General features: G+C 63.2%; 19 protein-coding genes. 11 read left to right on the top strand and 8 right to left on the bottom strand.

Annotated elements, in window-relative coordinates; all coding sequences use genetic code 11:
* Positions 1-29 precede the first annotated feature (29 nt).
* Positions 30-569, bottom strand: coding sequence for a hypothetical protein (locus ACFQ95_RS20590; protein ID WP_422834005.1), 540 nt, complete (start codon positions 567-569; stop codon positions 30-32).
* A 126-nt stretch (positions 570-695) separates the two neighbouring features.
* Between ACFQ95_RS20590 and ACFQ95_RS20585 the strand changes: the two genes are divergently transcribed.
* The 4 genes from ACFQ95_RS20585 (at position 696) to ACFQ95_RS20570 (ending at position 5,105) form a co-directional block, all read left to right on the top strand.
* A complete protein-coding gene (locus ACFQ95_RS20585; RefSeq protein WP_422834003.1) occupies positions 696-2,138 on the top strand; it encodes a tetratricopeptide repeat protein in 1,443 nt (480 codons plus the stop codon).
* 83 nt (positions 2,139-2,221) lie between these two features.
* Positions 2,222-3,088, top strand: a complete 867-nt coding sequence (locus tag ACFQ95_RS20580) for a gamma-glutamyl-gamma-aminobutyrate hydrolase family protein (RefSeq protein ID WP_422834001.1) — start codon at positions 2,222-2,224, stop codon at positions 3,086-3,088.
* 102 nt (positions 3,089-3,190) lie between these two features.
* Entirely contained in the window at positions 3,191-3,544 is a 354-nt protein-coding gene (locus ACFQ95_RS20575) for a hypothetical protein (RefSeq protein ID WP_422833999.1), read from the top strand.
* Between the two features lie 319 nt (positions 3,545-3,863).
* Positions 3,864-5,105 (top strand): HD-GYP domain-containing protein, encoded by a 1,242-nt coding sequence (locus tag ACFQ95_RS20570; RefSeq protein ID WP_422833997.1) that lies wholly within the window; start codon positions 3,864-3,866, stop codon positions 5,103-5,105.
* Between the two features lie 82 nt (positions 5,106-5,187).
* Here ACFQ95_RS20570 and ACFQ95_RS20565 read toward each other — a convergent pair whose 3' ends face one another.
* On the bottom strand, positions 5,188-5,940 hold the full coding sequence (locus tag ACFQ95_RS20565; protein ID WP_422833995.1) for a tyrosine-protein phosphatase: 753 nt from the start codon (positions 5,938-5,940) through the stop codon (positions 5,188-5,190).
* Positions 5,940-8,918 (bottom strand): DNA topoisomerase III, encoded by a 2,979-nt coding sequence (locus ACFQ95_RS20560; protein WP_422833993.1) that lies wholly within the window; start codon positions 8,916-8,918, stop codon positions 5,940-5,942. The genes ACFQ95_RS20565 and ACFQ95_RS20560 overlap by 1 nt, the downstream gene beginning before the upstream one ends.
* Positions 8,919-9,155: 237 nt before the next feature.
* Between ACFQ95_RS20560 and ACFQ95_RS20555 the strand changes: the two genes are divergently transcribed.
* From ACFQ95_RS20555 to ACFQ95_RS20545, 3 genes are read left to right on the top strand one after another with little or no spacing between them, the layout of a single operon-like run.
* Entirely contained in the window at positions 9,156-9,716 is a 561-nt protein-coding gene (locus tag ACFQ95_RS20555; RefSeq protein ID WP_422833992.1) for an SET domain-containing protein, read from the top strand.
* Positions 9,716-10,531: a biotin--[acetyl-CoA-carboxylase] ligase gene (locus tag ACFQ95_RS20550; RefSeq protein WP_422834089.1), complete on the top strand. Its 816-nt coding sequence runs from the start codon at positions 9,716-9,718 to the stop codon at positions 10,529-10,531. The genes ACFQ95_RS20555 and ACFQ95_RS20550 overlap by 1 nt, the downstream gene beginning before the upstream one ends.
* Positions 10,532-10,533: 2 nt before the next feature.
* Positions 10,534-11,277, top strand: coding sequence for an SPOR domain-containing protein (locus tag ACFQ95_RS20545; protein ID WP_422833991.1), 744 nt, complete (start codon positions 10,534-10,536; stop codon positions 11,275-11,277).
* Between the two features lie 210 nt (positions 11,278-11,487).
* Here the strand turns inward: ACFQ95_RS20545 and ACFQ95_RS20540 are convergent, their stop codons facing one another.
* The 4 genes from ACFQ95_RS20540 to ACFQ95_RS20525 form a co-directional block, all read right to left on the bottom strand.
* Positions 11,488-12,462 (bottom strand): tripartite tricarboxylate transporter substrate binding protein BugE, encoded by a 975-nt coding sequence (locus tag ACFQ95_RS20540; protein ID WP_422833989.1) that lies wholly within the window; start codon positions 12,460-12,462, stop codon positions 11,488-11,490.
* Positions 12,463-12,596: 134 nt separating this feature from the next.
* Positions 12,597-14,042: a sensor histidine kinase N-terminal domain-containing protein gene (locus ACFQ95_RS20535; protein ID WP_422833988.1), complete on the bottom strand. Its 1,446-nt coding sequence runs from the start codon at positions 14,040-14,042 to the stop codon at positions 12,597-12,599.
* Positions 14,043-14,112: 70 nt separating this feature from the next.
* Positions 14,113-14,787 carry a response regulator gene (locus tag ACFQ95_RS20530; RefSeq protein ID WP_422833987.1) on the bottom strand — a complete coding sequence of 225 codons (675 nt, stop codon included), beginning with the start codon at positions 14,785-14,787 and terminating at the stop codon, positions 14,113-14,115.
* 125 nt (positions 14,788-14,912) lie between these two features.
* Positions 14,913-15,419: a MarR family winged helix-turn-helix transcriptional regulator gene (locus ACFQ95_RS20525; protein WP_422833985.1), complete on the bottom strand. Its 507-nt coding sequence runs from the start codon at positions 15,417-15,419 to the stop codon at positions 14,913-14,915.
* Positions 15,420-15,560: 141 nt separating this feature from the next.
* Here ACFQ95_RS20525 and recA point away from each other — a divergent pair, with 141 nt between their 5' ends.
* Complete coding sequence (gene recA, locus ACFQ95_RS20520) at positions 15,561-16,655, top strand: recombinase RecA (protein ID WP_422833983.1); 1,095 nt, start codon at positions 15,561-15,563, stop codon at positions 16,653-16,655.
* A 54-nt stretch (positions 16,656-16,709) separates the two neighbouring features.
* A complete protein-coding gene (locus ACFQ95_RS20515) occupies positions 16,710-17,255 on the top strand; it encodes a regulatory protein RecX (RefSeq protein WP_422833981.1) in 546 nt (181 codons plus the stop codon).
* A gap of 40 nt (positions 17,256-17,295) precedes the next feature.
* Here ACFQ95_RS20515 and argC read toward each other — a convergent pair whose 3' ends face one another.
* Entirely contained in the window at positions 17,296-18,210 is a 915-nt protein-coding gene (argC, locus tag ACFQ95_RS20510) for an N-acetyl-gamma-glutamyl-phosphate reductase (protein ID WP_422833980.1), read from the bottom strand.
* 157 nt (positions 18,211-18,367) lie between these two features.
* Between argC and sucC the strand changes: the two genes are divergently transcribed.
* Together sucC and sucD are read left to right on the top strand one after the other, a co-directional pair.
* Positions 18,368-19,531: an ADP-forming succinate--CoA ligase subunit beta gene (gene sucC / locus ACFQ95_RS20505; RefSeq protein WP_422833978.1), complete on the top strand. Its 1,164-nt coding sequence runs from the start codon at positions 18,368-18,370 to the stop codon at positions 19,529-19,531.
* A gap of 9 nt (positions 19,532-19,540) precedes the next feature.
* Positions 19,541-20,437, top strand: coding sequence for a succinate--CoA ligase subunit alpha (gene sucD / locus ACFQ95_RS20500; RefSeq protein WP_422833976.1), 897 nt, complete (start codon positions 19,541-19,543; stop codon positions 20,435-20,437).
* The last annotated feature ends 104 nt before the right edge of the window (positions 20,438-20,541 follow it).

Raw genomic sequence — 20,541 nt, 5'->3', positions numbered from 1 at the left:
CGGGAGCATTTGACGGCCCAGGCCTGGCATCAACGTGGCGCAGGCACCACCAACACCGGGCCGTCGGTTTGTTTGCGAATGGTGATGGACGACGCGCCGGGCGGCACTTCCACGGTTTCCACCTGGCGAATCACCCCCCCGCCCGCGACGCTGCCGTTGGTACTGCCCGCGCCCAGAATACGCGCTTCACAGGCCGCGCGGTCATCAGCCGCCAGGGGTTCACAGCGGCGTACCGCATTTGCACCCAACGGGCCTTCTGTGGTCAGCTTGCCTTGGTTTTTGTCTTGTGCCGCGTTATTGGCTTCGCGCAGGCAGGTGGCCTGGTCTTGCTGCGTCTGGCCATTGAGGCAGGCGCTGCGCTCTTGCTGGGTGTTGCCCGAGGCGTCTATGCCGGCCGTGCCCGGCAGGTTGGCCGGCACTTGCGGCGCCTGGGCTTTGGCCGTCCAGGCGAACATGGCCAGGACACACGCCACGACGACGGTGCGCCAACTGGGCTGGTTGAAGAATTCCGAATCCAACACATCACAATGCGCTTCGTACACCGCATTATTTTGACTAGTGAGCAACATGGCCGACTCCTTACGGTTTCAATACCTCAAGCTTAGAAACGCCGGTAGCCTTGGACTGCCAGCGCACAGCACCCATGCGCCTGCGCGCTTATGCAGTGTGGCCGTAGGACGAGGCCGGATATTCTTATGAGTCGGGCCACGCCTTCGCCCGGGGAGTCTGCTGGTGCCGCCGCCTTTGTGGCCGGGGTTTCGGCCATGGCGGGCCATGACACTGAACGGCAGAAACAAGTGCTGCGCGATGCACTCGCCCAGGCCGAACAGCACTTTCGCGCCGCCGTCGCCGCTGCGCCCGATTTGGCACAGGCCTGGGTCAACCTGGCTTTGTTGCGCGAACAAGCCGGCGATGACACCGAGGCCGAAACCTGTTACCAGCGTGCTTTGGCCTTGCCACTCGCGCCACTTGAAAGCGCCACTACACGCCTGAACTACGGCGGATTATTGGCCCGTCAAAAGCGCCTGGATGAAGCCGAGATGGTTTATGCGCAAGGGTTGCGCGAGCTGCCGGAGCAACCCGGCCTTTGGTCCAACCTGGGGGCTTTGTACGCGGCCCGGCGTCTCGACGACGAAGCCGAGGCGTGTTACGAGCGGGCGCTGGCATTCGACCCGGCGTATGCCAAGGCCTTGTTCAACCGCGGTGTGCTGCACCTGCGCCAAGGCCGCTGGGGCGACGGTTGGATGGGGCTGGAGGCGCGCGACTGGTATGCCGCGCTGGCCGAGCGCCTGCCGTGTCGGCGCTGGTCGGGCGAGCCCCTGGCGGGCTGCTCCATCCTGATCGGTTATGAAGCGGGCCATGGCGACATGATCCAGTTCTGCCGCTATGCGGCGCAGCTCAAGGCGGCGGGGGCGCTCAGGGTCGACCTGCTGTGCCACCCGGCGCTGAAACGCTTGATGCACAGCCTGACTGCGGTCGACGACGTGTGGGGGTTTGACGAAAGCTTGCCGGTTGACTGCGGCTACGACTACTGGGTGCCGCCGCTGAGCCTGCCCTATCTCTTTGCCATCCGCCCCGACACGCCAACCGTGTTGCCCTATCTGCAGGCCGAGCCCGCGCTGGTGGCACATTGGGCGGGGTCGCTGCCGGCCGGCGGTCTGCGCGTAGGCCTGGTGTGGAAGGGCAACCCGCGCTTTGAAAATGATGCGGACCGCTCCCTGCCCTCGTTGTTGTGCCTTGCGCCGCTGGGCGAAGTCTCCGGCGTGCACTTCATCAGCCTGCAAAAAGCGGCGGGTGAAGACGAGGCCGCCAAGCCACCGGCCGGGCTGCCGGTGGTCAATCTCGGGCCGCAGATGCGCGACTTTGCCGATGCTGCCGCGCTGGTGGCGCAACTCGATCTGGTGATTTCTGTGGACACCGCCATGGCCCATCTCGCCGGCGCTTTGGGCAAGCCATGCTGGCTGCTGCTGCCGCATTACCAGACCGACTGGCGTTGGCTGGACCAGCGCACCGACTCGCCCTGGTACCCGGGTGTGATGCGGCTGTTTCGGCAAACACGAGAGGGTGATTGGGCCCCCGTGGTCGATGAACTTTTGCTGGCGTTGCAGGCGTTGACGCAGCGTTACAACGCGCACTGAACCAATTGCCGAGTTGGGGACCTCACCCTAAACTGCACGTCACTGCCTGTGCAATTGTCTGATAGCCAGATTGGAAATCCGAGATGAGTGCTCAACGACTGAAAATTGGTTTGTCCGCCTGTTTTTCCCACGCCGACCCTACGCGTTCGTTGTTCACCGGCAAGACCTTGCAGTATGTCGAGCAGTCCATTGCGCACTGGATCATGTCCTACGGCGCGATGGTGGTGATGGTGCCTTGCCCTACCGGCGAAACCGCACGTGGCGACGCCACGCTGGCGCATTACGCCGAATGGCTGGATGGTGTGGTGATGCACGGCGGCGCCGATGTCTGGCCTGGTTCCTACGGTGAAGAGCCGCTGCAGGACGCCTGGATAGGCGATCGGGTGCGCGACCTCTACGACCTCGCCGTGGTCGAAGCCTTTGCCCAGGCCGGCAAACCCATCTTCGGCATCTGCCGCGGCCTGCAGCTCATCAATGTGGCCTTTGGCGGCACGCTGTACCAAGACATAGAAACCCAGTTGGAGGGTTCGCTGCGCCACCGTGACCCGGTGACCTACGACCAGAATTTCCACGAAATCGAAATCGTGCAAAGCACCCGCCTGGCGGCACTCTACCCCGGGGTGAGACGCGCGCGGGTCAACAGCATTCACCACCAAGGCATCAAGGACCTGGCGCCCGACTTTCAGGTTGAGGCCTGGAGCCTGCCGGACCGTGTGCCCGAAGCCATACGCCGGCGCGATGGCCTCAACCGCGGCTACATCGCCGCCACCCAATGGCATCCCGAGTTCCACAAACGCGACCAGAAAAACACGCTGGACGACACCGCCATCCTGTACGACTTTCTGGGGGCCGCGCGCGCCGCGCGTAGCCGTCCGCAACCCGCGCAGCATCTGCCCGGCCGCATCCGCGACCGCGCGGCGCGCCTGCTGCGGCAGGCGTTGTTGCGTTAGCCGCAAACTCCCACGGCGCCACATCAGCGGCCTTTTCCTACAGGGCTGGTGAACGGTGCGGCCTAGGATGGGGGTTCCGCCGTTCACCGTAGGAGACCCTCCATGGCCCGTGCTGCCGCTGCCCAAGCGCAACCCCCGCAAACCTTTACCCTCTTCACCATCCAAGGCCGCGTCTACGCCAGCAACGTGCGCCACAAGGTCATAGATCTCGGTTGGCTGCGCGAACAAGGTGATGGCTTCGCCTATGAACTCGATGGCAACCACACCAACGGCCACGGCCTGGCCACGGTAGAGGCTGCGCTGCAAAACATTGCCGAAGGGCTGACCTTTATTTTTCTGGATGGCCAATTCACCGCTGTGCGCGATCTTGGCGAGCGCCTTGGCCCGCATCTGGCCGAAGCGCACCTGCAAGTCATACTGGACCCGCTGGGGCGTTGCGATCCCGCCATGGCTTGACCCAAAACACTATTGATTTTGTAGCTTCCACCGCATGCTTCTGCTGCGCCAACGGCAGAAAATGCATCTGGATCTGGGCGTGCGCCGCGTCCTCCGTTGGCTGGGGTTGGTCCCAAAGCCCAGACACAATCCCGACACGATTTTTCGCTCAGCCATGGCGACACTGGCGGCCTGCGCAAGCAAAGGGCCGCAGCTGTGCACGACGAGGTGAGCCCCGCTTGGGCACCGTGCTGGCCCCACCGTTCCCGTCCGGGCCGCACCACATAGGCTCGGGGTTTGGGCTCTATGGCCACCCCAGAAATCGATTGAAACTCACGACATGCTCAAGCGAATCAGCGTTCAACAGCTCAGATTGGGCATGTATATAGAAGAGTTTTGTGGTGCCTGGGTGGAGCATCCGTTCTGGCGCTCGGGCTTTGTATTGCAAAAGCCCCAGGAGCTGGACAACATCCTGAGCACCAGCGTGCGCGAGGTCTGGATCGATGTCGCCAAGGGTGTAGACGTGCCTGCGGGCACGGTCTCGCTGAGCAAGGCCGAGGTCGAGGAACAGGTCGACAGCGAGTTGGGGCAACTGGCCGACCTGGACCAGCGCCGCAACGAACCGGTAGCGCTGGCGCGCGAGATTCACAAAGCCGCTAAAATCTGCGCCCTGTCGAAAAAGGCCGTGTCCTCGATGTTCCAGGAGGCACGTATGGGCCGTGCCATCGACACCGTGGGCGTGAAAACACTGGTGGCCGAAATCTCCGATTCGGTGACGCGTAATGCCGCCGCCATGATCAGCCTGGCGCGCTTGAAGACCGCAGACGACTACACCTATATGCACTCGGTTGCCGTGTGTGCGCTGATGGTGGTGCTGGCGCGGCAACTCGGCCTCAACAACGCCGAGGTGCATTCGGCCGGTGTCGCCGGCTTGCTGCACGACCTGGGCAAGGTGCAGATGCCCATGGCCGTGCTGAACAAGCCCGGCAAGCTTACCGACGCCGAATACCAAACCATCCAGGACCATCCCTTGCGCGGCTATGAAATGTTGTGCAATGCGCCCGGCGTGGACCCCGTGGCGCTGGACGTATGCCTGCACCACCACGAGAAGGTCGACGGTTCGGGCTACCCCAAGGGCCTGCGCGACCAGGAGATCAGCCTTTACGCCAAGATGGGCGCGGTGTGCGACGTCTACGACGCCATCACCTCGAATCGTCCTTACAAAGCCGGTTGGGATCCCGCCGAATCGCTGCGCAAGATGGCCGAATGGGCGCCAGGCCACTTCGACCAGAAGGTGTTCCACGCGTTCGTGAAAAGTGTGGGCATCTTTCCCACCGGCTCGCTGGTCCGCCTCGCATCAGGCCTGCTGGCCATCGTCATCGAACAAAGCACCAAATCCTTGATGACGCCGCGTGTGCGGGCGTTCTACTCCACCGTGACGGAAAACCGCATCATGCCCAAGCTCATAGACCTCTCGGCGCCAAACTGCCGCGACAAGATCGTGCGCCGCGAAGACCCGGCGGAATGGCGTTTTCCCGATCTCAACGAGATGTGGATGGGGTCGGTTTTTGGGAACTTGTGAGCGGGAGCACATCCTGACGGCAGCTGAGGCCTGCGCAAAAAGAAAATGCGCTTGTCGCGCCAGCAGCGGCAGCCGATCTTTATCAACCCTGCAAGTAGCGCGTTTGCAGTTTTTGCAGCGCGGCCGCGTCCACTCCCAGCACCTCTTGCAGGTAACGCGGCAGGCTGCCAAACGAGGCGTCGACCTCGGCCAGGCCGGCGTCGAGGTAGCTTTCCTCCACGCGCCACAGCGCGTCGAGCACATGGGGCGGGGCCAGGCTTTCCAGGCCCGCAGGGCGGCGGTAAAGTGTGTTGGTGAGCAGGTAGTCCTGCATCACCACCTCACGCGGCACACCCAGCGCCAGCAGGAACAGCGCGGCGGCAAAGCCGGTGCGGTCCTTGCCGGCGGTGCAGTGGAACACCAGCGGTGTGTCGTGTGCCAGCAGCAATTGGAAGAAGGCCGTGAAGCGCTCGGCGTTGTCCAGCACAAAGCCGCGGTAGGTGTCCTGCATCAAGGCCACGGTCTCGGCCGCGCTGGGCGGCGTGCCCGCGTCCAGCAGGGCCTGTACGCGGCGGATCACCCGCGGCTCTATGGTCAGCGGCACGTGGTGCACCTCGGGCAACGCGTAGGCCTGTTTGCTGCGCTCGTGTTCGCCGCGAAAGTCCACGGCGTGGCGCACACCCAAATCGGCCAGCGTGGCCTGGTCTTGTGCGGTCAGGCCGGCCAGGTGGTCGGAGCGGAACACACGCCGCCAGCGCACCGTGCGGCCATCCATGCCCTGGTAGCCGCCCAGGTCGCGGAAGTTGCTGGCGCCGCTGAGCGGCAGGGCACGCGAGGGTAAGTCTTGTTCTGGCATCAGGCCTCGCTGGTGGACGCGGTCAGGTGTTTACCGACAATGCCGGCCAGCTCGAACATGGTGATCTGGTCTTTGCCGAACACCGGGCGCAGCTTGGCGTCGGCGTTGATGGCGCGTTTGTCCTTGCTATCCTGCAAGCCGTTAGCCTTGACGTAGTCCCACATCTTCTTGATGACCTCGGTGCGGGCGACCGGGTCGTTGCCAATCACGGCCGCCAACTCGGCGCTGGGCGTCAGGCCAGCGCCGGTTTTACGCGGCGCTTTGGGGGCGGCGGCCTTCTTCACCGCAGTCTTGGCGGCGGTTTTGCCGGCGGCCTTTTTCGCTGGCGTTTTGGCGGCGCTCTTGGCCAGTGCGGCGGTGGCGTTGCCGGTCTTGCTGGCCGCTGGCTTGCGCGGCGGGAACTTGCTTGGCGCGAACTCGAAGTTCACCTTGCCGGCTTCGGCATCCCAGGCCAGGAAGGCCTTGAACGCGCGGCGGGTACGCATGGAGACAAACTTGTCGAGCAGGTCGGTCTTGCCGGTGCTCAATAGTTTTTCCATCTGTGCGCGTTCCACGGGTTGCTGCAAGATCACCTTGCCGCTCTTGAAGTCGCAGGTGGGTGTAGGCTGGGCCGTGGTTGGCACCGACTTTTCGCAGACGTAGTTGCTGCCGTGCTCGTGCACCGGCGCGCCGCACTTGGGGCAATGGCCCAGCGACACACTTTGGCTGAAGTCCACCAACTCGCCGGTTTCTTCGCCCGCGCGGTCGTCGCCAAAGTCAAATTCCAGCTTGTAGTTCTTGGTTTCCTCGTCGAACTTCAACGCCATTTCGGCGGTGAAAGGCCAGCCCGCCTTGGAGCGGAAACCGTCCAGCGGGCCTATCTTTTTGTCGCGCAAGAATTGCTCGGCCTCGGCCGGCTCGAAGGTGCGGCCCGCTGGCGATTTGCCGAACGAAAAGCCGCAGCCTTCGGCAGCACCCGCCGCACCCGTGCAGGTGTAGCGACGGTAGTTTTCCTTCACCACGCCGCCGCAGTTGGGGCATGGTGCGGCCAAAGTGGCGTAGTCGCCGGGAATGGTGTCGCGGTCGTATTCCTTGGCCTTCTTCACCAAGTGTTCGGTCATGGCGGCGATCTCCGCCATGAAGGTCTCGCGGCTGATCTTGCCCTGCTCCATCTGCGACAGCTTGAACTCCCATTCACCGGTGAGTTCGGCCTTGGAGAGTTCTTCCACGCCCAGGCCGCGCAGCAGCGTCATCAACTGGAAGGCCTTGGCGGTGGGCACCAGCTCGCGACCTTCGCGCAGCATGTATTTTTCGGCGATCAAACCTTCGATGATGGCTGCGCGCGTGGCTGGTGTGCCCAAGCCCTTCTCTTGCATGGCGGCGCGCAGTTCTTCGTCGTCTATGGCCTTGCCAGCGCCTTCCATGGCGCCGAGCAGCGTGGCTTCGGAGTAGCGTGCCGGTGGGCGGGTCTTCAGGCCCTTGGCGTCAGCCGTGTCGGTGCGCACCTTCTCGCCAGCTTGCACGGGCACCAGGTTCTTGCCGTCTTTTTCGTCTTCGTCGGTCGTGGCTTCCTTGCCGTAGATGGCCATCCAGCCGGGTTTGACCAGCACCTTGCCATCGGAGCGGAAGGCGTAGTTCTTGCCTGCCTCGGTCACGGTGCTGATGCGTGTGGTGACCTGGTATTCGGCGCTGGGGAAAAACACCGCCAAGAAGCGCCGCACCACAAAGTCGTAGAGCTTTTGCTCGGCTTCAGACAAACCGCTAGGCGCCTGCAGCGTGGGGATGATGGCAAAGTGATCCGACACCTTGGCGTTGTCGAAGATGCGCTTGTTGGGCTTGACGTAGTTGCCGTCCACCGCCTGCTTGGCAAACGGTGCTAGGTGCTTCATGCCGCTGTTGGCCAGCATGTTCATGGTGTCTTTCACCACCGGCAGGTAGTCTTCGGGCAGGGCGCGCGAATCGGTACGCGGGTAAGTCAGCGCCTTGTGCCGCTCGTACAGGCTTTGCGCCAGCGCCAGCGTGGTTTTGGCGCTGAAGCCAAAGCGGCCGTTGGCCTCGCGTTGCAGCGAGGTCAGGTCAAACAACATGCCGCTGGCTTGTGTGCTGGGCTTGCTTTCCTCGGTGACGCTGGCGGGCTTGCCGCGCGATGCATTGGCAATGGCCAGCGCTTCGGCTTCAGACCACACGCGGTCGGCGCGTTGCTCGGGGTCGGGTTCGCCATTGGGCAGCAACGGGGCGCTGCCCTTTTTCCAGGCAGGGTCGAACCATTTGCCGGGGTAGGTGCCAGCCTGGGCTTCAAAGCCGGCGTGGATTTCCCAGTAGTTGCGGCTGACGAACTTGCGAATTTGTTCTTCGCGCTCCACCACCACCGACAGCGTAGGCGTTTGCACCCGGCCCACGGTGGTCAGGAAGAAGCCGCCGTCGCGCGAGTTGAAGGCGGTCATGGCGCGTGTGCCGTTGATGCCCACCAGCCAGTCGGCCTCGGAGCGTGAACGCGCGGCATCGGCCAGGCCCTTCATCTGCTGCTCGGAGCGCAAGGCACTGAAGCCGTCACGGATCGCCTGCGGCGTCATCGACTGCAGCCACAGGCGGCGCACCGGCTTGCCCAGCGGTTTGGCGCCACCGGCGTATTGCTCGATCAGGCGGAAGATCAACTCACCTTCGCGGCCCGCGTCACAGGCGTTGATGAGTTGCGACACGTCTTTGCGCTTGGCCTGCTTGACCACGGCGTTCAGCCGTGACTTGGTCTTGTCCACCGGCTTCAGGTCGAAGAACGGCGGAATCACCGGCAGGTTGGCAAAGCTCCACTTGCCGCGCTTCACGTCGAACTGCTCGGGCGCCTGGATTTCCACCAGGTGGCCCACGGCGCTGGTGACGACGTAGCTCTCGTTCTCGAAGTGGTCCTCGTGTTTCTCAAATTTGCCGGCTGTCGGTGTGAGCGCCCGGACGATGTCCTGCGCTACCGAAGGCTTCTCAGCGATCACCAAGGTCTTAGTCATAACTTTTGTTCGTTCTCGAATTCGGCTGCGGAGCGGCCCGGTCTGGGGGATGAACGCCCCAATATCTGGGGGCAGTGTCCACGAAACAGAAGGCAGGCTCCTACAATGGGCTCTTGCGCGCGCACGCATATGCGCGCACCCGTGCCCTTTTAAGTTAACAGAGTTTTGCCCGTGCCTCCAGAATCCACCCAAAAAGCTGCCAAACCTAAGGTCTCCAAGGCTTCAAAGGCTACGGCCGTGAAGGCTGCCGTTCCCAGTGGCCGCCGCGTGCAGACCCGCCGCTCCGGGGTGCATGGCAAGGGCGTCTTTGCCGTGCAGGACATTGCTGCAGGCGAGACCATCATCGAATACGTGGGCGAAATCGTATCCTGGCAAGAAGCACAGGATCGCCACCCCCACGACCCCAAAGATCCCAACCACACCTTCTACTTCCACATCGATGCCGACCGGGTGATCGATGCCAAGTTTGGCGGCAATTCCTCGCGCTGGATCAACCACGCCTGCGACCCGAATTGCATGGCCGACGAAGTCGACGGCCGCATCTTCATCAAGGCGCTGGTGCCGATTGCCGCCGGCAGTGAGCTGTTTTACGACTACGGCCTGATCATCGACGAGCGCTACACACCCAAGCTCAAGGCCGAGTACCCCTGCTGGTGTGGCAGTGCAAACTGCCGCGGCACGCTGCTGGCGCCCAAACGCGGCTGGCGCAAGCCGGTGGCCGAGCCGGCCCAACCCGCCAAGGCCGTGAAGGCTGAAAAAGCCGCCAAAACCGCTAAAAGCGGGAGCCGCCGCCCGTGATGCGCTGGCCGGCCGAGGCGATCTGGGAAGCGGTCTACCCGCAACTACCCACGTTCACGGTGGAGGTGGTGCCCAGCATAGACTCGACCAACTCCGAACTCATGCGCCGCGCGCGCGCGGGCCAGGGTGAGCCGGTGTTGCTGGTGGCCGAAAACCAAACCGCCGGTCGTGGCCGCATGGACCGGCCCTGGCGCAACAGTGTGGGCGCCTCGCTGATGTTCTCGCTCGGTTTGCCGCTGGCGCCCAAAGACTGGTCGGGCCTGTCGCTGGCCGTCGGTGTGGCCGTGGCCGAAAGCCTGCAGGCGCAAATCCCTGCGCCTGATGCGCCCCAGCCCAAGCGTGTGGGCCTGAAGTGGCCCAACGACCTGTGGACCGATGGTGACCACAAGCTCGGTGGCATTCTGGTGGAAACCGCCAACTTGCCGCAGCCGGGTTCTGCGCGTTTTGTCGTGGTGGGCGTGGGCATCAACATCCAGGCGCCGCAGAGCGACGGTTTGTCCACCCCGCCCGTGGGTTTACAAGACCTGGTGCCCGGCCTGGATGCGCCCGCCGCACTGGCGCGTATTGCCGCGCCGCTGGTGAGCACCCTGCTGGCGTTCGAGCAGCACGGCTTCGCCCCGCTGCGCAGCCGCTTTGCGCGCCGCGATATCTTGTTGGGCCGCGAGGTGTTGCTGAGCGATGGCACCGCCGGCACGGCCGAAGGTGTGGGCGACGACGGTGTGCTGCTGGTGCGCAGCGCCACGGGCTTGCAAGCCATACACAGCAACGAGGTGAGCGTGCGGCCTACACGCGCTGCACCGCCCACGGAAGGCTGAACATGTTGCGCTTGACGGTGCTGGTGCTGCTGCTGGCGAACGCCGGTTACTACGCCTGGTCGCACAACTACCTGCTGGCCCTGGGCATGGGGCCGGTGGCACAAACCGAGCCGCAGCGGCTGGAGCAACAGGTGGCGCCGGAGAAGCTGCAGGTGCTCACCCCCAGCGAGGCGCCCAAGCCTGGCGCGCCCGACGCATCGGCTGCGGCCGCTGCCAGCGCGCCTAGCGCGCCGTTGGCGTCTGCAGCGCCCGTGCAGGCCGCCTCCACCAGCGCGGCCAGTGCCACGCCGGAGCCTACGGTGTGCCTGCAGGCCGGCGCCTTTGACGAAGCCCAAACCGACGCCCTGCGCCGCGCCGCTGCCAGCCTGCCCGCCGGTAGCTGGACGCTGGACGCCACGCCCGTCAGTGGCCGCTGGATGGTCTACATGGGCAAGTTTGCCGATAACGACGCGCTAGACAAAAAACGCGCCGAATTGCGTGCGCGCAAGGTCGACTTTGACCGCCCCAACAACCCGTCGCTGGAACCCGGCCTGTCGCTTGGCCGTTACTCCACCGAAGAAGCCGCGCACCGCGCGTTGACGGCACTCGGCAGCCAAGGCGTGCGCACCGCACGTGTGGTGCAGGAGCGCGGCGACACCCCCGCCTGGACGCTGCACCTGCCCGCCGCCACAGCCGCACTGCGCAGCCAGGTGGAGACACAGTTGGTGAGTGTGCTGGCCAGCAAACCGCTGCGCAGCTGCAACTGAGCGCGCCCCCCCAAACCACTTCTGGCGTCGCTGCTGCGAGTTGTCGTACTGGTCGTGCTGGTCGTATTGCCGGCGCCGCCCTGAGCGGATTCCGAACGGCCTAAAAAAAGCCCGGCGCGTCTTGCGGACGGGCCGGGCCTGGCGCTGGTGGTCAGCGCGTCAAACCTCAAAGCTGGTCATCGAGAAGATGAAAACGGCAACCAGCGGCGGTCATTCAAGCTGGATCTTGGCGTAAGCCGCCACTTTTTTCATCTTCTCGATCTCTTTCACGATCTGCTGCGAGAACTCAGCGGGCGTGCTGCCTGAAGGGTAGAGCCCCTGGCCGGCCAAACGTTCCCGTACCGCTGGTTCCTTGATCGCCTGGGCCACCGCCTGCTGTATGCGCAGCACGCTGGTCGCGGGCGTGGCGGCCGGTGCCACCAGGCCAAACCACGACGGCTCATTGTTGTTGGCATAGCCGAGTTCAGCATAAGTTGGCACGTCCGGCAATACGTCCAGCCGCTCGGGCCAGGAAACCGCCAGCGCTTTGAGCTTGCCGGTTTTGACATAGGGCAGCGAAGAAGCCACCTGGTCGAAGTACACCGACACCTGGCCGCCCAACACGTCGTTCAACGCCGGGCCCGCGCCGCGGTAGGGGATGTGCACCATCGACGTGCCGGTGCTGCTTTTGAACAGTTCCCCCCACATATGGCCTATGGTGCCGGTGCCCGGCGTGGCGTATGACACCTTGCCGGGGTTGGCCTTGAGGTACTTCACCAGCGCGGCGAAGTTCTCCACCGGCAGCTCTTTGGGATTGACCACGATGACGCCCGGCGCCTTGACGATTTCGGTCACGCCCGCAAAGTCGGCCACCGGCTGGTAGGGCAGCTTGCTGAACACCGCCGGGTTCACACCGTGGGTGGAGAGTGTGGCCACGCCCAGCGTGAGGCCGTCGCCGGCGGCACGCGCCACCTCGGCCATGCCGATGGAGCCACCCGCGCCGGCGCGGTTGTCTATCACCACCGGTTGGCCGAGGATGCGCTGCAGCGGCTCCTGCAAGGCGCGCGCGGTGATGTCGGTGGCGCCTCCGGGCGGAAACGGCACCACCAGGCGCAGCGCGCGTTTTTCCTGGGCGAAGGCGGGGGGCGCCAGTGTGCTGGAGAGTGTGGCGGCTGCCAGGGAGGCGAGAAGCGAGCGGCGTTGCATGTGCGGATTGGATTTAAGAGTGGAGTGTGAGGCTTCAAGCAAGCGGCGTGCCTCGGCCCCATACGGCTTGAGGGAAATCTGCCGCTAACGAAGTCTGGGCAAGCGCGAGCAGCTATGGTTTTTGAAAGCCGAACCTAGCTGCCGCTGACCGCCGTGAAGTGCACGTTGACGCGCAGCCCCGGCAGCTTGGCGCCGGGTTGCGCCTCTTCGAGCGTGATGTGGGCGCCGTGCTGGTTGGCGATCTCCAGCACGATGGGCAGGCCCAGGCCGGAGCCATCGGCCTCGGAACCCAGCGTGCGGTAGAACGGCTGGAACACCAGCTCGCGCTCGGCTTCGGGAATGCCGGGGCCGTTGTCTTCTACCTGCAGCAACAGCACTTTGCCAATCGCCGCGGTCAGCACCCGTACCGTGACCACACCCGGCCGCTCGGCACTGGTGGGGGTGTAGTTCAGGGCGTTGTCCACCAGGTTGCGCACCAGCTCCTGCAGCAGCGTGGGGTTGCCGTCGAGCAGCACATCCGGGCTGCCGGGTTCGGCGCCGTCGTAGCCCAGGTCCACCCGTTTATCCAGCGCACGTGGCACCGAGTCGCGCACCACCTCCATGGTCAGGCGCGCCAGATCGCAGGTTTGTGTGCTCATGCTCACGCCGCTGTTTTCGGCGCGCGCCAGGGCCAGCAACTGGTTCACGGTGTGGGTGGCGTGGATGCTGGCGCGGCCGATTTGCTGCAGCGAGCGCTTCAGGTCGTCGGTGCTGGTGCCTTCGCGCTGCGCCAGTTCGGCCTGCATGCGCAAGCCCGCCAATGGGGTCTTGAGCTGGTGCGCGGCGTCGGCCAGAAAGCGTTTTTGCGTGGCGATGGAGTCGGCCAGGCGCTCCAGCAGGTCGTTCACCGATGACACCAGCGGCGCCACTTCGATGGGCACGGCCTTTTCGTCCAGCGGGCTCATGTCGTCGGGGCTGCGCGCGCGTATGCGCTCTTCCAGCAGGTTCAGCGGCTTGATGCCGCGCGCCAGTGCCAGCCACACCAGCAACACCGCCAGCGGCAGGATGACAAACTGCGGCAGCATCACGCCCTTGATGATTTCGGCCGCCAGCACCGAGCGCTTTTCACGTGTTTCGGCCACTTGCACCAGCGCGGTCTGCGTGCCGCCCACATCCAGCCGCACCCACATATAGGCCACGCGCACACCCATGCCGTGGAATTCGTCGTCGCGCAGCTGCACCACGCCGTCTATGGTTTTTTCTTCTTCTGCGGGCAGCGGGAAGTCGCGCTCGCCGCTCAAGAACTCGCCGCGCCCGCCCAGCACCTGGTAGTAGACCTGGTCGGAGTCGTCGGCGCGCAAGATTTCGCGCGCCGGTTGCGGCAGGTTGAACTGTGCGCGGTTGTTCATCGGCACGACGATGAGTTGCGACAGCGCCTGCACGTTGTATTCGAGCGCGCGGTCGAACGGCTTGCCGGCAATGCTTTGCGCCACCAGCCAAGTCAGCCCCAGGCTCACCGGCCAGAGCAGCAGCAGCGGGGTGAGCATCCAGTCGAGGATCTCGCCAAAAAGAGAGCGCTGCTCACGCTGGAAGATCTTCAATGGAGATGGCTAAAAATTTAGGTGAAAAAGACCTCTAACGCTTATGGGTGATGCGTAAGGCGCTACGTTTTTAGGTTTGAATCTTCTCTAGGCAATAGCCCAGGCCACGCACCGTGGCGATGCGGATCGGCCCCTTCTCAATCTTCTTGCGCAGGCGGTGGATGTAGACCTCGATGGCGTTGTTGCTCACTTCTTCGCCCCATTCACACAGCCGTTCCACCAACTGGTCCTTGCTCACCAGGCGGCCAGCGCGTTGCAGCAGCACTTCGAGCAGGCCGAGTTCGCGTGCCGAGAGCTCGACCATCTTGCCGTCTATGGTGGCCACGCGGCCGGCCTGGTCGTATTGCAGCGGACCGTGTTTGATGGTGCTGGTGGTGCCGCCCATGCCGCGGCGCGTGAGGGCGCGTACACGCGCTTCCAGTTCCTGCAGCGAGAAGGGTTTGGCCATGTAGTCGTCGGCACCGTAGTCCAGGCCCTTCACGCGCTCTTCCACACTGTCGGCAGCGGTCAAGATCAGCACCGGCAACGAGGCATTGCGCCCGCGCAATTTGCGCAGCACTTCCAGCCCGTGCATCTTGGGCAGGCCCAGGTCCAGGATCAGCAAATCGAACTCGCTGTTGGCCATGAGGGCGGCGTCGGCTTCGGTGCCGGATGCGACGTGGTCCACGGCGGCACCAGAAGCGCGCAGCCCGCGCAGCAGTCCATCGGCCAGCACCTGGTCGTCTTCAGCGATGAGGATGCGCATGAGCTTGTCTCCTGGAGTTCTTCTTAATGTGTTCGGCAAACATCAACTGGTAAGTGTGCGCTGAAAATTCTAGGTTGCCTACCTTCGATGAAGTTGACAACGCTGCGCTGGCTGACGCGCGGGCGTCACGCCGCATAAGCCTCCAGGCCCAGCGCCACCACGGCGGCGACCTCGGCCCCCACCGCCGTGCGGAATTCATCTTCGGCCTGGGCCACTGCGTCTTTGAACGCCTGCAGCCACGCCAGCCCGGTGGCGGTGAACAACACGCGCCGCGCGCGCGCGTCCAGCGGGTCGGGTTGACGCGTCACCAGGCCCCAGGCGGCGCATTGGTCGACCAGATCGCCCATGGCCTGTTTGCTCATGCCGGCGCGTTCGGCCAGTTCGGTGAGGCGCGCGCCCTGGGGCGGCAGGTGGCGCGTGATGTGCACGTGTGCGGCGCTCACCTGCGCCTTGGCGGCCAGGTTGCTCAACGCCAGCGGCACTTCGACGTTATGCGCCATCAGGCTCAGCACACGCGCGTCAAAACGGCGCAACGCGTCGCCCATCAGGCGGCCCAGATGGGTCTCGCGCCAGCCGGTTTCTTCCAGCATGGCCTGAAGGTTTTCGTGCGCTAAATCAGCTGAATCTGTCATTTGAAAAATGATAAGGCAAACTGACTATAAAAAGTAGAAATGAATTAAGACTCGTGCCATAGAATACTGTTCAAGCATCCAGCCTGTGATCAATTCCAGTAAAAAAGATGCGCCAACTCATTGATTTAAAAGGAAACTCTCATGGACGCACCCGTCAAAGCCCAAACCGCCGCCAGCGCTGAAAAAGCCAAGGCCCTGCAAGCCGCACTCGCCCAAATCGAAAAGCAGTTCGGCAAAGGCACCATCATGCGTTTGGGTGAAGGCGAGGTGATCGAAGACATCCAGGTGGTGTCCACCGGCTCGCTGGGCCTGGACATCGCGCTGGGCGTAGGCGGCCTGCCCCGTGGCCGCGTGATCGAAATCTACGGCCCAGAGTCCAGCGGTAAAACCACGCTGACCTTGCAGGTCATTGCTGAAATGCAAAAACTCGGCGGCACCTGCGCCTTTGTGGATGCCGAGCACGCCCTCGACACCCAATACGCGCAAAACCTCAACGTGAACCTGCAAGACCTGCTGATCAGCCAGCCCGACACCGGTGAACAGGCGCTGGAAATCGTCGACTCGCTGGTGCGTTCGGGTGCGGTTGATTTGATCGTGGTCGACTCCGTGGCCGCGCTGACGCCCAAGGCTGAACTCGAAGGTGAAATGGGCGACAGCCTGCCCGGCCTGCAAGCGCGTTTGATGAGCCAGGCGCTGCGCAAGCTCACCGCCACCATCAAGAAGGCCAACTGCATGGTCATCTTCATCAACCAGATCCGCATGAAGATCGGCGTGATGTTCGGCTCGCCCGAAACGACCACCGGCGGTAACGCGCTGAAGTTCTACGCCTCGGTGCGCCTGGACATCCGTCGTACCGGCACCATCAAGAAGGGTGACGACGCCATCGGCAACGAAACCAAGGTCAAGGTGGTGAAGAACAAGGTGTCGCCACCGTTCAAGACGGCCGAGTTCGACATCTTGTTTGGTGAAGGCATCAGCCGCCACGGCGAAATCATCGACATGGGTGTGGAAGCCAAGATCATCGACAAGGCTGGCGCCTGGTACGCCTACAACGGCGAAAAAATCGGCCAAGGCCGCGACAACGCGCGCGAGTTCTTGCGTGAGAACCCGACGCTGTCGATCGAGATTGAAAACAAGGTGCGCGAGTCGCTGGGCATTCCACTGTTGCCAGTGGAAGAAGCGGAAGAAACCAAGCCCGCCAAGAAGTCCAAGGCCGAAGCCAAGCTTGAGGAGTAAATAGGATTCCTGCGCTTATCCAATAGGCGCGGGTAGCTATAGAAGTTGAAGCAAATGAACGAACAGTCGGCGCGCCGGGCAGTGCCTCCCATCAGCCTGAAAGGCCGCGCCCTGCGCTTGCTCAGTGGCCGCGAATATTCGCGCTACGAGCTGGAGCGCAAACTCGCCCCGCATGAAGCCCAGCCGGGCGAGCTGGCCAGGGCGCTGGACGAGTTGCAGGCCAAGGGTTTCATCAGCGACCAGCGGGCGGCCGCCTCGGTGGTGCACCGCCGCAGCGCCCGTATGGGCGCCGCGCGTGTGGCGCAAGAGATGCAGCGCAAGGGTTTGGGCCAGGCATTGGTCAGCGAAGCGGTGCAATCGCTGCGCGACACCGAATACGAGCGGGCGCTGGAGGTGTGGCGCAAGAAATACGGCCACCGCTTGGTGGCCGCAGACGAAAGCGCTGTTGACGAAGCGCCGGTCGATCCGCAAATCGCCCGGCAAGTCGCCGCACGCGAGAAGGTGCGCCAGATGCGGTTTTTGCTCACCAGGGGTTTTGCCCCCGAGGTGATCCGCCGCGTGGTGCGCGACGGGCCTGAGGGTTTGGAAGACGATCTGTAGGCAGATCGTCCGGGCCCCTGGCTTGGGGCCCTTGTGGCGTTTAGCTGATGCCCAGCATCAGCTTCAGGTTCTGCACGGCCGCGCCACTGGCACCCTTGCCGAGGTTGTCCAGGCGTGCGATCAACACCGCGTGGCGGTAGGTTTCGTTGGCAAAAACGCGCAACTCCATCTTGTTGGTGTTGTTCAGTGCCAGGGCGTCGAGCTTGCCGTCGCTGGCGGGCTCTGCCACCGTCACCCATTCGCTGCCCGCGTAGTGGCGTAGCAGCGCAGCATGCAAATCGGCGGCCTTGGGTGCGCCGGGCAGCAGATCGAGGTGCAAAGGCAGTTGTACCAACATGCCTTGCTCAAAGTTGCCCACTGACGGCACGAAGATCGGCCGACGTTGCAGGCCGGTGTAGGCCATGATTTCCGGCAGATGTTTGTGCGCCAGGCCCAGGCCGTAGATCTCGAACAGCGGCGCCGTGCCGGCGTGGTAGGCCTCTATCATGCTGCGGCCGCCGCCCGAGTAGCCGCTCACCGAAGGCAGGCACAGCGGGGTGTCGGCGGCGATCAGGCCGGCATCAACCAGGGGGCGAATCAGCGCGATGGCGCCGGTGGCGTAGCAGCCGGGATTGCCCACGCGTTGCGCGTTCTGCACGGCTTCACGCTGGCCAGCGGCCAATTCGGGGAAGCCGAACACCCAGCCCGGCGCGGTGCGGTGGGCAGTGGAGGCGTCGATGATTTTGGGTTTTTTGCCGGGCAGCGCATCGATCATGGCGACCGATTCACGCGCGGCATCGTCATGCAGGCAAAGGATCACCAGATCCACCTGGGCCATCAGCGCGCTTTTGGCGGCCGGATCTTTGCGCAATTCGGGGGCAATGCTGACCACTTCGATCTGAGGCAACAACTGCAGGCGCTCGCGAATTTGCAGGCCCGTGGTGCCCGCTTCGCCATCAATAAAAACTTTCTGCATGGGAATGTCCTACAAGGTCGCTGAAGGGTAGAGAATAACGACACCCTGGTTTGGTGCGTTGCAGCATGATACATTCAAGGGTTTTTTACGAGCGCCTGCCCTGAAAAGTTGAGCTTTTCCAGCCGGGCAAACCCCATCCATTCCTGAGAGAGTCCTCATGAAGATTCACGAATACCAAGGCAAGGAAATCTTGCGCAATTTTGGTGTGCCGGTGCCACGTGGCATTCCTGCATTCACCGTTCAAGAGGCTGTTGAAGCGGCGCAAAAACTCGGCGGCCCAGTTTGGGTGGTGAAGGCACAAATCCACGCCGGTGGCCGTGGCAAGGGCGGCGGCGTGAAGGTTGCCAAGACGATTGAAGACGTCAAGCGCATCTCTGGCGAGATCCTGGGCATGCAGCTCAAGACCCACCAGACCGGCCCCGAAGGCCAGAAGGTGCGTCGCCTGTACATCGAAGACGGCGCCGACATCAAGAACGAGTTGTATGTATCGCTGGTGACCGACCGCGCGACGCAGAAGGTGGCCCTGATCGCTTCCAGCGAAGGCGGCATGGACATCGAGGAAGTGGCGCATTCCACGCCCGAGAAGATCGTCACCGAGATGATCGACCCGCTGACCGGCATTACCCCCGAGCAGAGCAAGAAAGTGGCTGCAGCCATCGGTTTGACCGGTTCCTCCGTTGACCAGGCCGTAGACATCTTCGCCAAGATCTACAAGTGCTACATGGACACCGACGCGTCGCTGGTGGAAATCAACCCGCTGAACTGCGACTCCAAGGGCAACCTGATGGCCCTGGACGCGAAGTTCAACTTTGACTCGAACGCCCTGTTCCGTCACCCAGAAATCGTCGCTTACCGCGATCTGGACGAAGAAGACGCGGCTGAAGTGGAAGCCTCCAAGTTCGACCTGGCCTACATCAGCCTGGACGGCAACATCGGCTGCCTGGTGAACGGTGCCGGTCTGGCCATGGCCACCATGGACACCATCAAGCTGTACGGCGCAGAGCCGGCCAACTTCCTCGACGTGGGCGGCGGTGCCACCCCCGAGAAGGTGACCGAAGCCTTCAAGATCATGCTGAAGAACGACAAGGTCGAGGCCATCATGGTCAACATCTTCGGCGGCATCATGAAGTGCGACACCATCGCCACGGGCGTGATCACGGCTTGCAAGGCCGTGAACCTGTCGGTGCCACTGGTGGTGCGCATGAAGGGTACGAACGAAGAGCTGGGCAAGAAAATGCTGGCCGAATCCGGCCTGCCCATCATCAGCGCCGACAGCATGGCTGAAGCGGCTCAAAAAGTTGTCGCCGCAGTGAAAGGCTAAGGAAACATCATGTCGATCTTTATCAATAAAGACACCAAGGTCATCACCCAAGGCATTACCGGCAAGACCGGTCAATTCCACACGGAAAAGTGCCAGGAATACGCAAACGGCAAAAACGCCTTCGTCGCTGGTGTAAACCCGAAGAAGGCCGGCGAGTCGATCTTCAACATCCCGATCTACGCCTCCGTCAAGGAAGCCGCTGGTCAAACCGGCGCCACCGTGTCGGTGATCTACGTGCCGCCAGCAGGCGCTGCCGCCGCGATCTGGGAAGCCGTTGAAGCCGACCTGGACCTGGCCATCTGTATCACCGAAGGCATTCCAGTCAAGGACATGCTGGAAGTGCGCAACCGCATGAAGGCCAAGGAAGCCGCTGGTGGCAAGAAGACCTTGCTGCTGGGCCCCAACTGCCCCGGCCTGATCACGCCTGACGAAATCAAGATCGGCATCATGCCCGGCCACATCCACAAGAAGGGCCGTATCGGCGTGGTGTCGCGCTCCGGCACGCTGACCTATGAAGCCGTGGCACAACTGTCCGAACTGGGCATTGGCCAATCTTCGGCTGTGGGTATCGGTGGCGACCCGATCAACGGTTTGAAGCACATCGACGTGATGCAGGCTTTCAACGACGATCCAGACACCGACGCCGTCATCATGATCGGTGAAATCGGTGGTCCAGACGAAGCTGACGCGGCTCGCTGGTGCAAGGCCAACATGAAGAAGCCTATCGTTGGTTTCATCGCCGGCGTGACCGCACCTCCCGGCAAGCGCATGGGCCACGCTGGCGCGCTGATCTCTGGCGGCGCCGACACCGCAGATGCCAAGCTGGCTGTGATGGAAGAATGCGGCTTCACTGTGACGCGTAACCCATCTGAAATGGGCAAGCTGCTCAAGGCTTTGCTGAAGTAAGTAAGCGTCAAATGGATACCGCACGCCGCCGGGTCGACGGTGTTGCGGTAATCCACAATAGATAGCCGGATATCCTGAGGGAGAATCCGGCTTTCTTTTTGAGA

Source organism: Variovorax sp. HJSM1_2, assembly GCF_049316285.1.
GTDB lineage: Bacteria > Pseudomonadota > Gammaproteobacteria > Burkholderiales > Burkholderiaceae_C > Rhodoferax_B.
Note: the sequence above shows the minus strand (reverse complement) of the source record. Positions and strands in the feature narration are given on the sequence as shown.

Excerpts from the sequence above, each read along its gene's own strand:
- sucC (WP_422833978.1), top strand. The coding sequence starts at position 18,368 with ATGAAGATTCACGAATACCAAGGCAAGGAAATCTTGCGCAATTTTGGT.
- sucD (WP_422833976.1), top strand. The coding sequence starts at position 19,541 with ATGTCGATCTTTATCAATAAAGACACCAAGGTCATCACCCAAGGCATT.
- ACFQ95_RS20585 (WP_422834003.1), top strand. The coding sequence starts at position 696 with ATGAGTCGGGCCACGCCTTCGCCCGGGGAGTCTGCTGGTGCCGCCGCC.
- ACFQ95_RS20550 (WP_422834089.1), top strand. The coding sequence starts at position 9,716 with ATGCGCTGGCCGGCCGAGGCGATCTGGGAAGCGGTCTACCCGCAACTA.
- ACFQ95_RS20570 (WP_422833997.1), top strand. The coding sequence starts at position 3,864 with ATGCTCAAGCGAATCAGCGTTCAACAGCTCAGATTGGGCATGTATATA.
- ACFQ95_RS20590 (WP_422834005.1), bottom strand. The coding sequence starts at position 569 with ATGTTGCTCACTAGTCAAAATAATGCGGTGTACGAAGCGCATTGTGAT.
- ACFQ95_RS20565 (WP_422833995.1), bottom strand. The coding sequence starts at position 5,940 with ATGCCAGAACAAGACTTACCCTCGCGTGCCCTGCCGCTCAGCGGCGCC.
- ACFQ95_RS20515 (WP_422833981.1), top strand. The coding sequence starts at position 16,710 with ATGAACGAACAGTCGGCGCGCCGGGCAGTGCCTCCCATCAGCCTGAAA.
- argC (WP_422833980.1), bottom strand. The coding sequence starts at position 18,210 with ATGCAGAAAGTTTTTATTGATGGCGAAGCGGGCACCACGGGCCTGCAA.
- ACFQ95_RS20530 (WP_422833987.1), bottom strand. The coding sequence starts at position 14,787 with ATGCGCATCCTCATCGCTGAAGACGACCAGGTGCTGGCCGATGGACTG.
- ACFQ95_RS20560 (WP_422833993.1), bottom strand. The coding sequence starts at position 8,918 with ATGACTAAGACCTTGGTGATCGCTGAGAAGCCTTCGGTAGCGCAGGAC.
- ACFQ95_RS20540 (WP_422833989.1), bottom strand. The coding sequence starts at position 12,462 with ATGCAACGCCGCTCGCTTCTCGCCTCCCTGGCAGCCGCCACACTCTCC.
- ACFQ95_RS20525 (WP_422833985.1), bottom strand. The coding sequence starts at position 15,419 with ATGACAGATTCAGCTGATTTAGCGCACGAAAACCTTCAGGCCATGCTG.
- ACFQ95_RS20580 (WP_422834001.1), top strand. The coding sequence starts at position 2,222 with ATGAGTGCTCAACGACTGAAAATTGGTTTGTCCGCCTGTTTTTCCCAC.
- recA (WP_422833983.1), top strand. The coding sequence starts at position 15,561 with ATGGACGCACCCGTCAAAGCCCAAACCGCCGCCAGCGCTGAAAAAGCC.
- ACFQ95_RS20575 (WP_422833999.1), top strand. The coding sequence starts at position 3,191 with ATGGCCCGTGCTGCCGCTGCCCAAGCGCAACCCCCGCAAACCTTTACC.
- ACFQ95_RS20545 (WP_422833991.1), top strand. The coding sequence starts at position 10,534 with ATGTTGCGCTTGACGGTGCTGGTGCTGCTGCTGGCGAACGCCGGTTAC.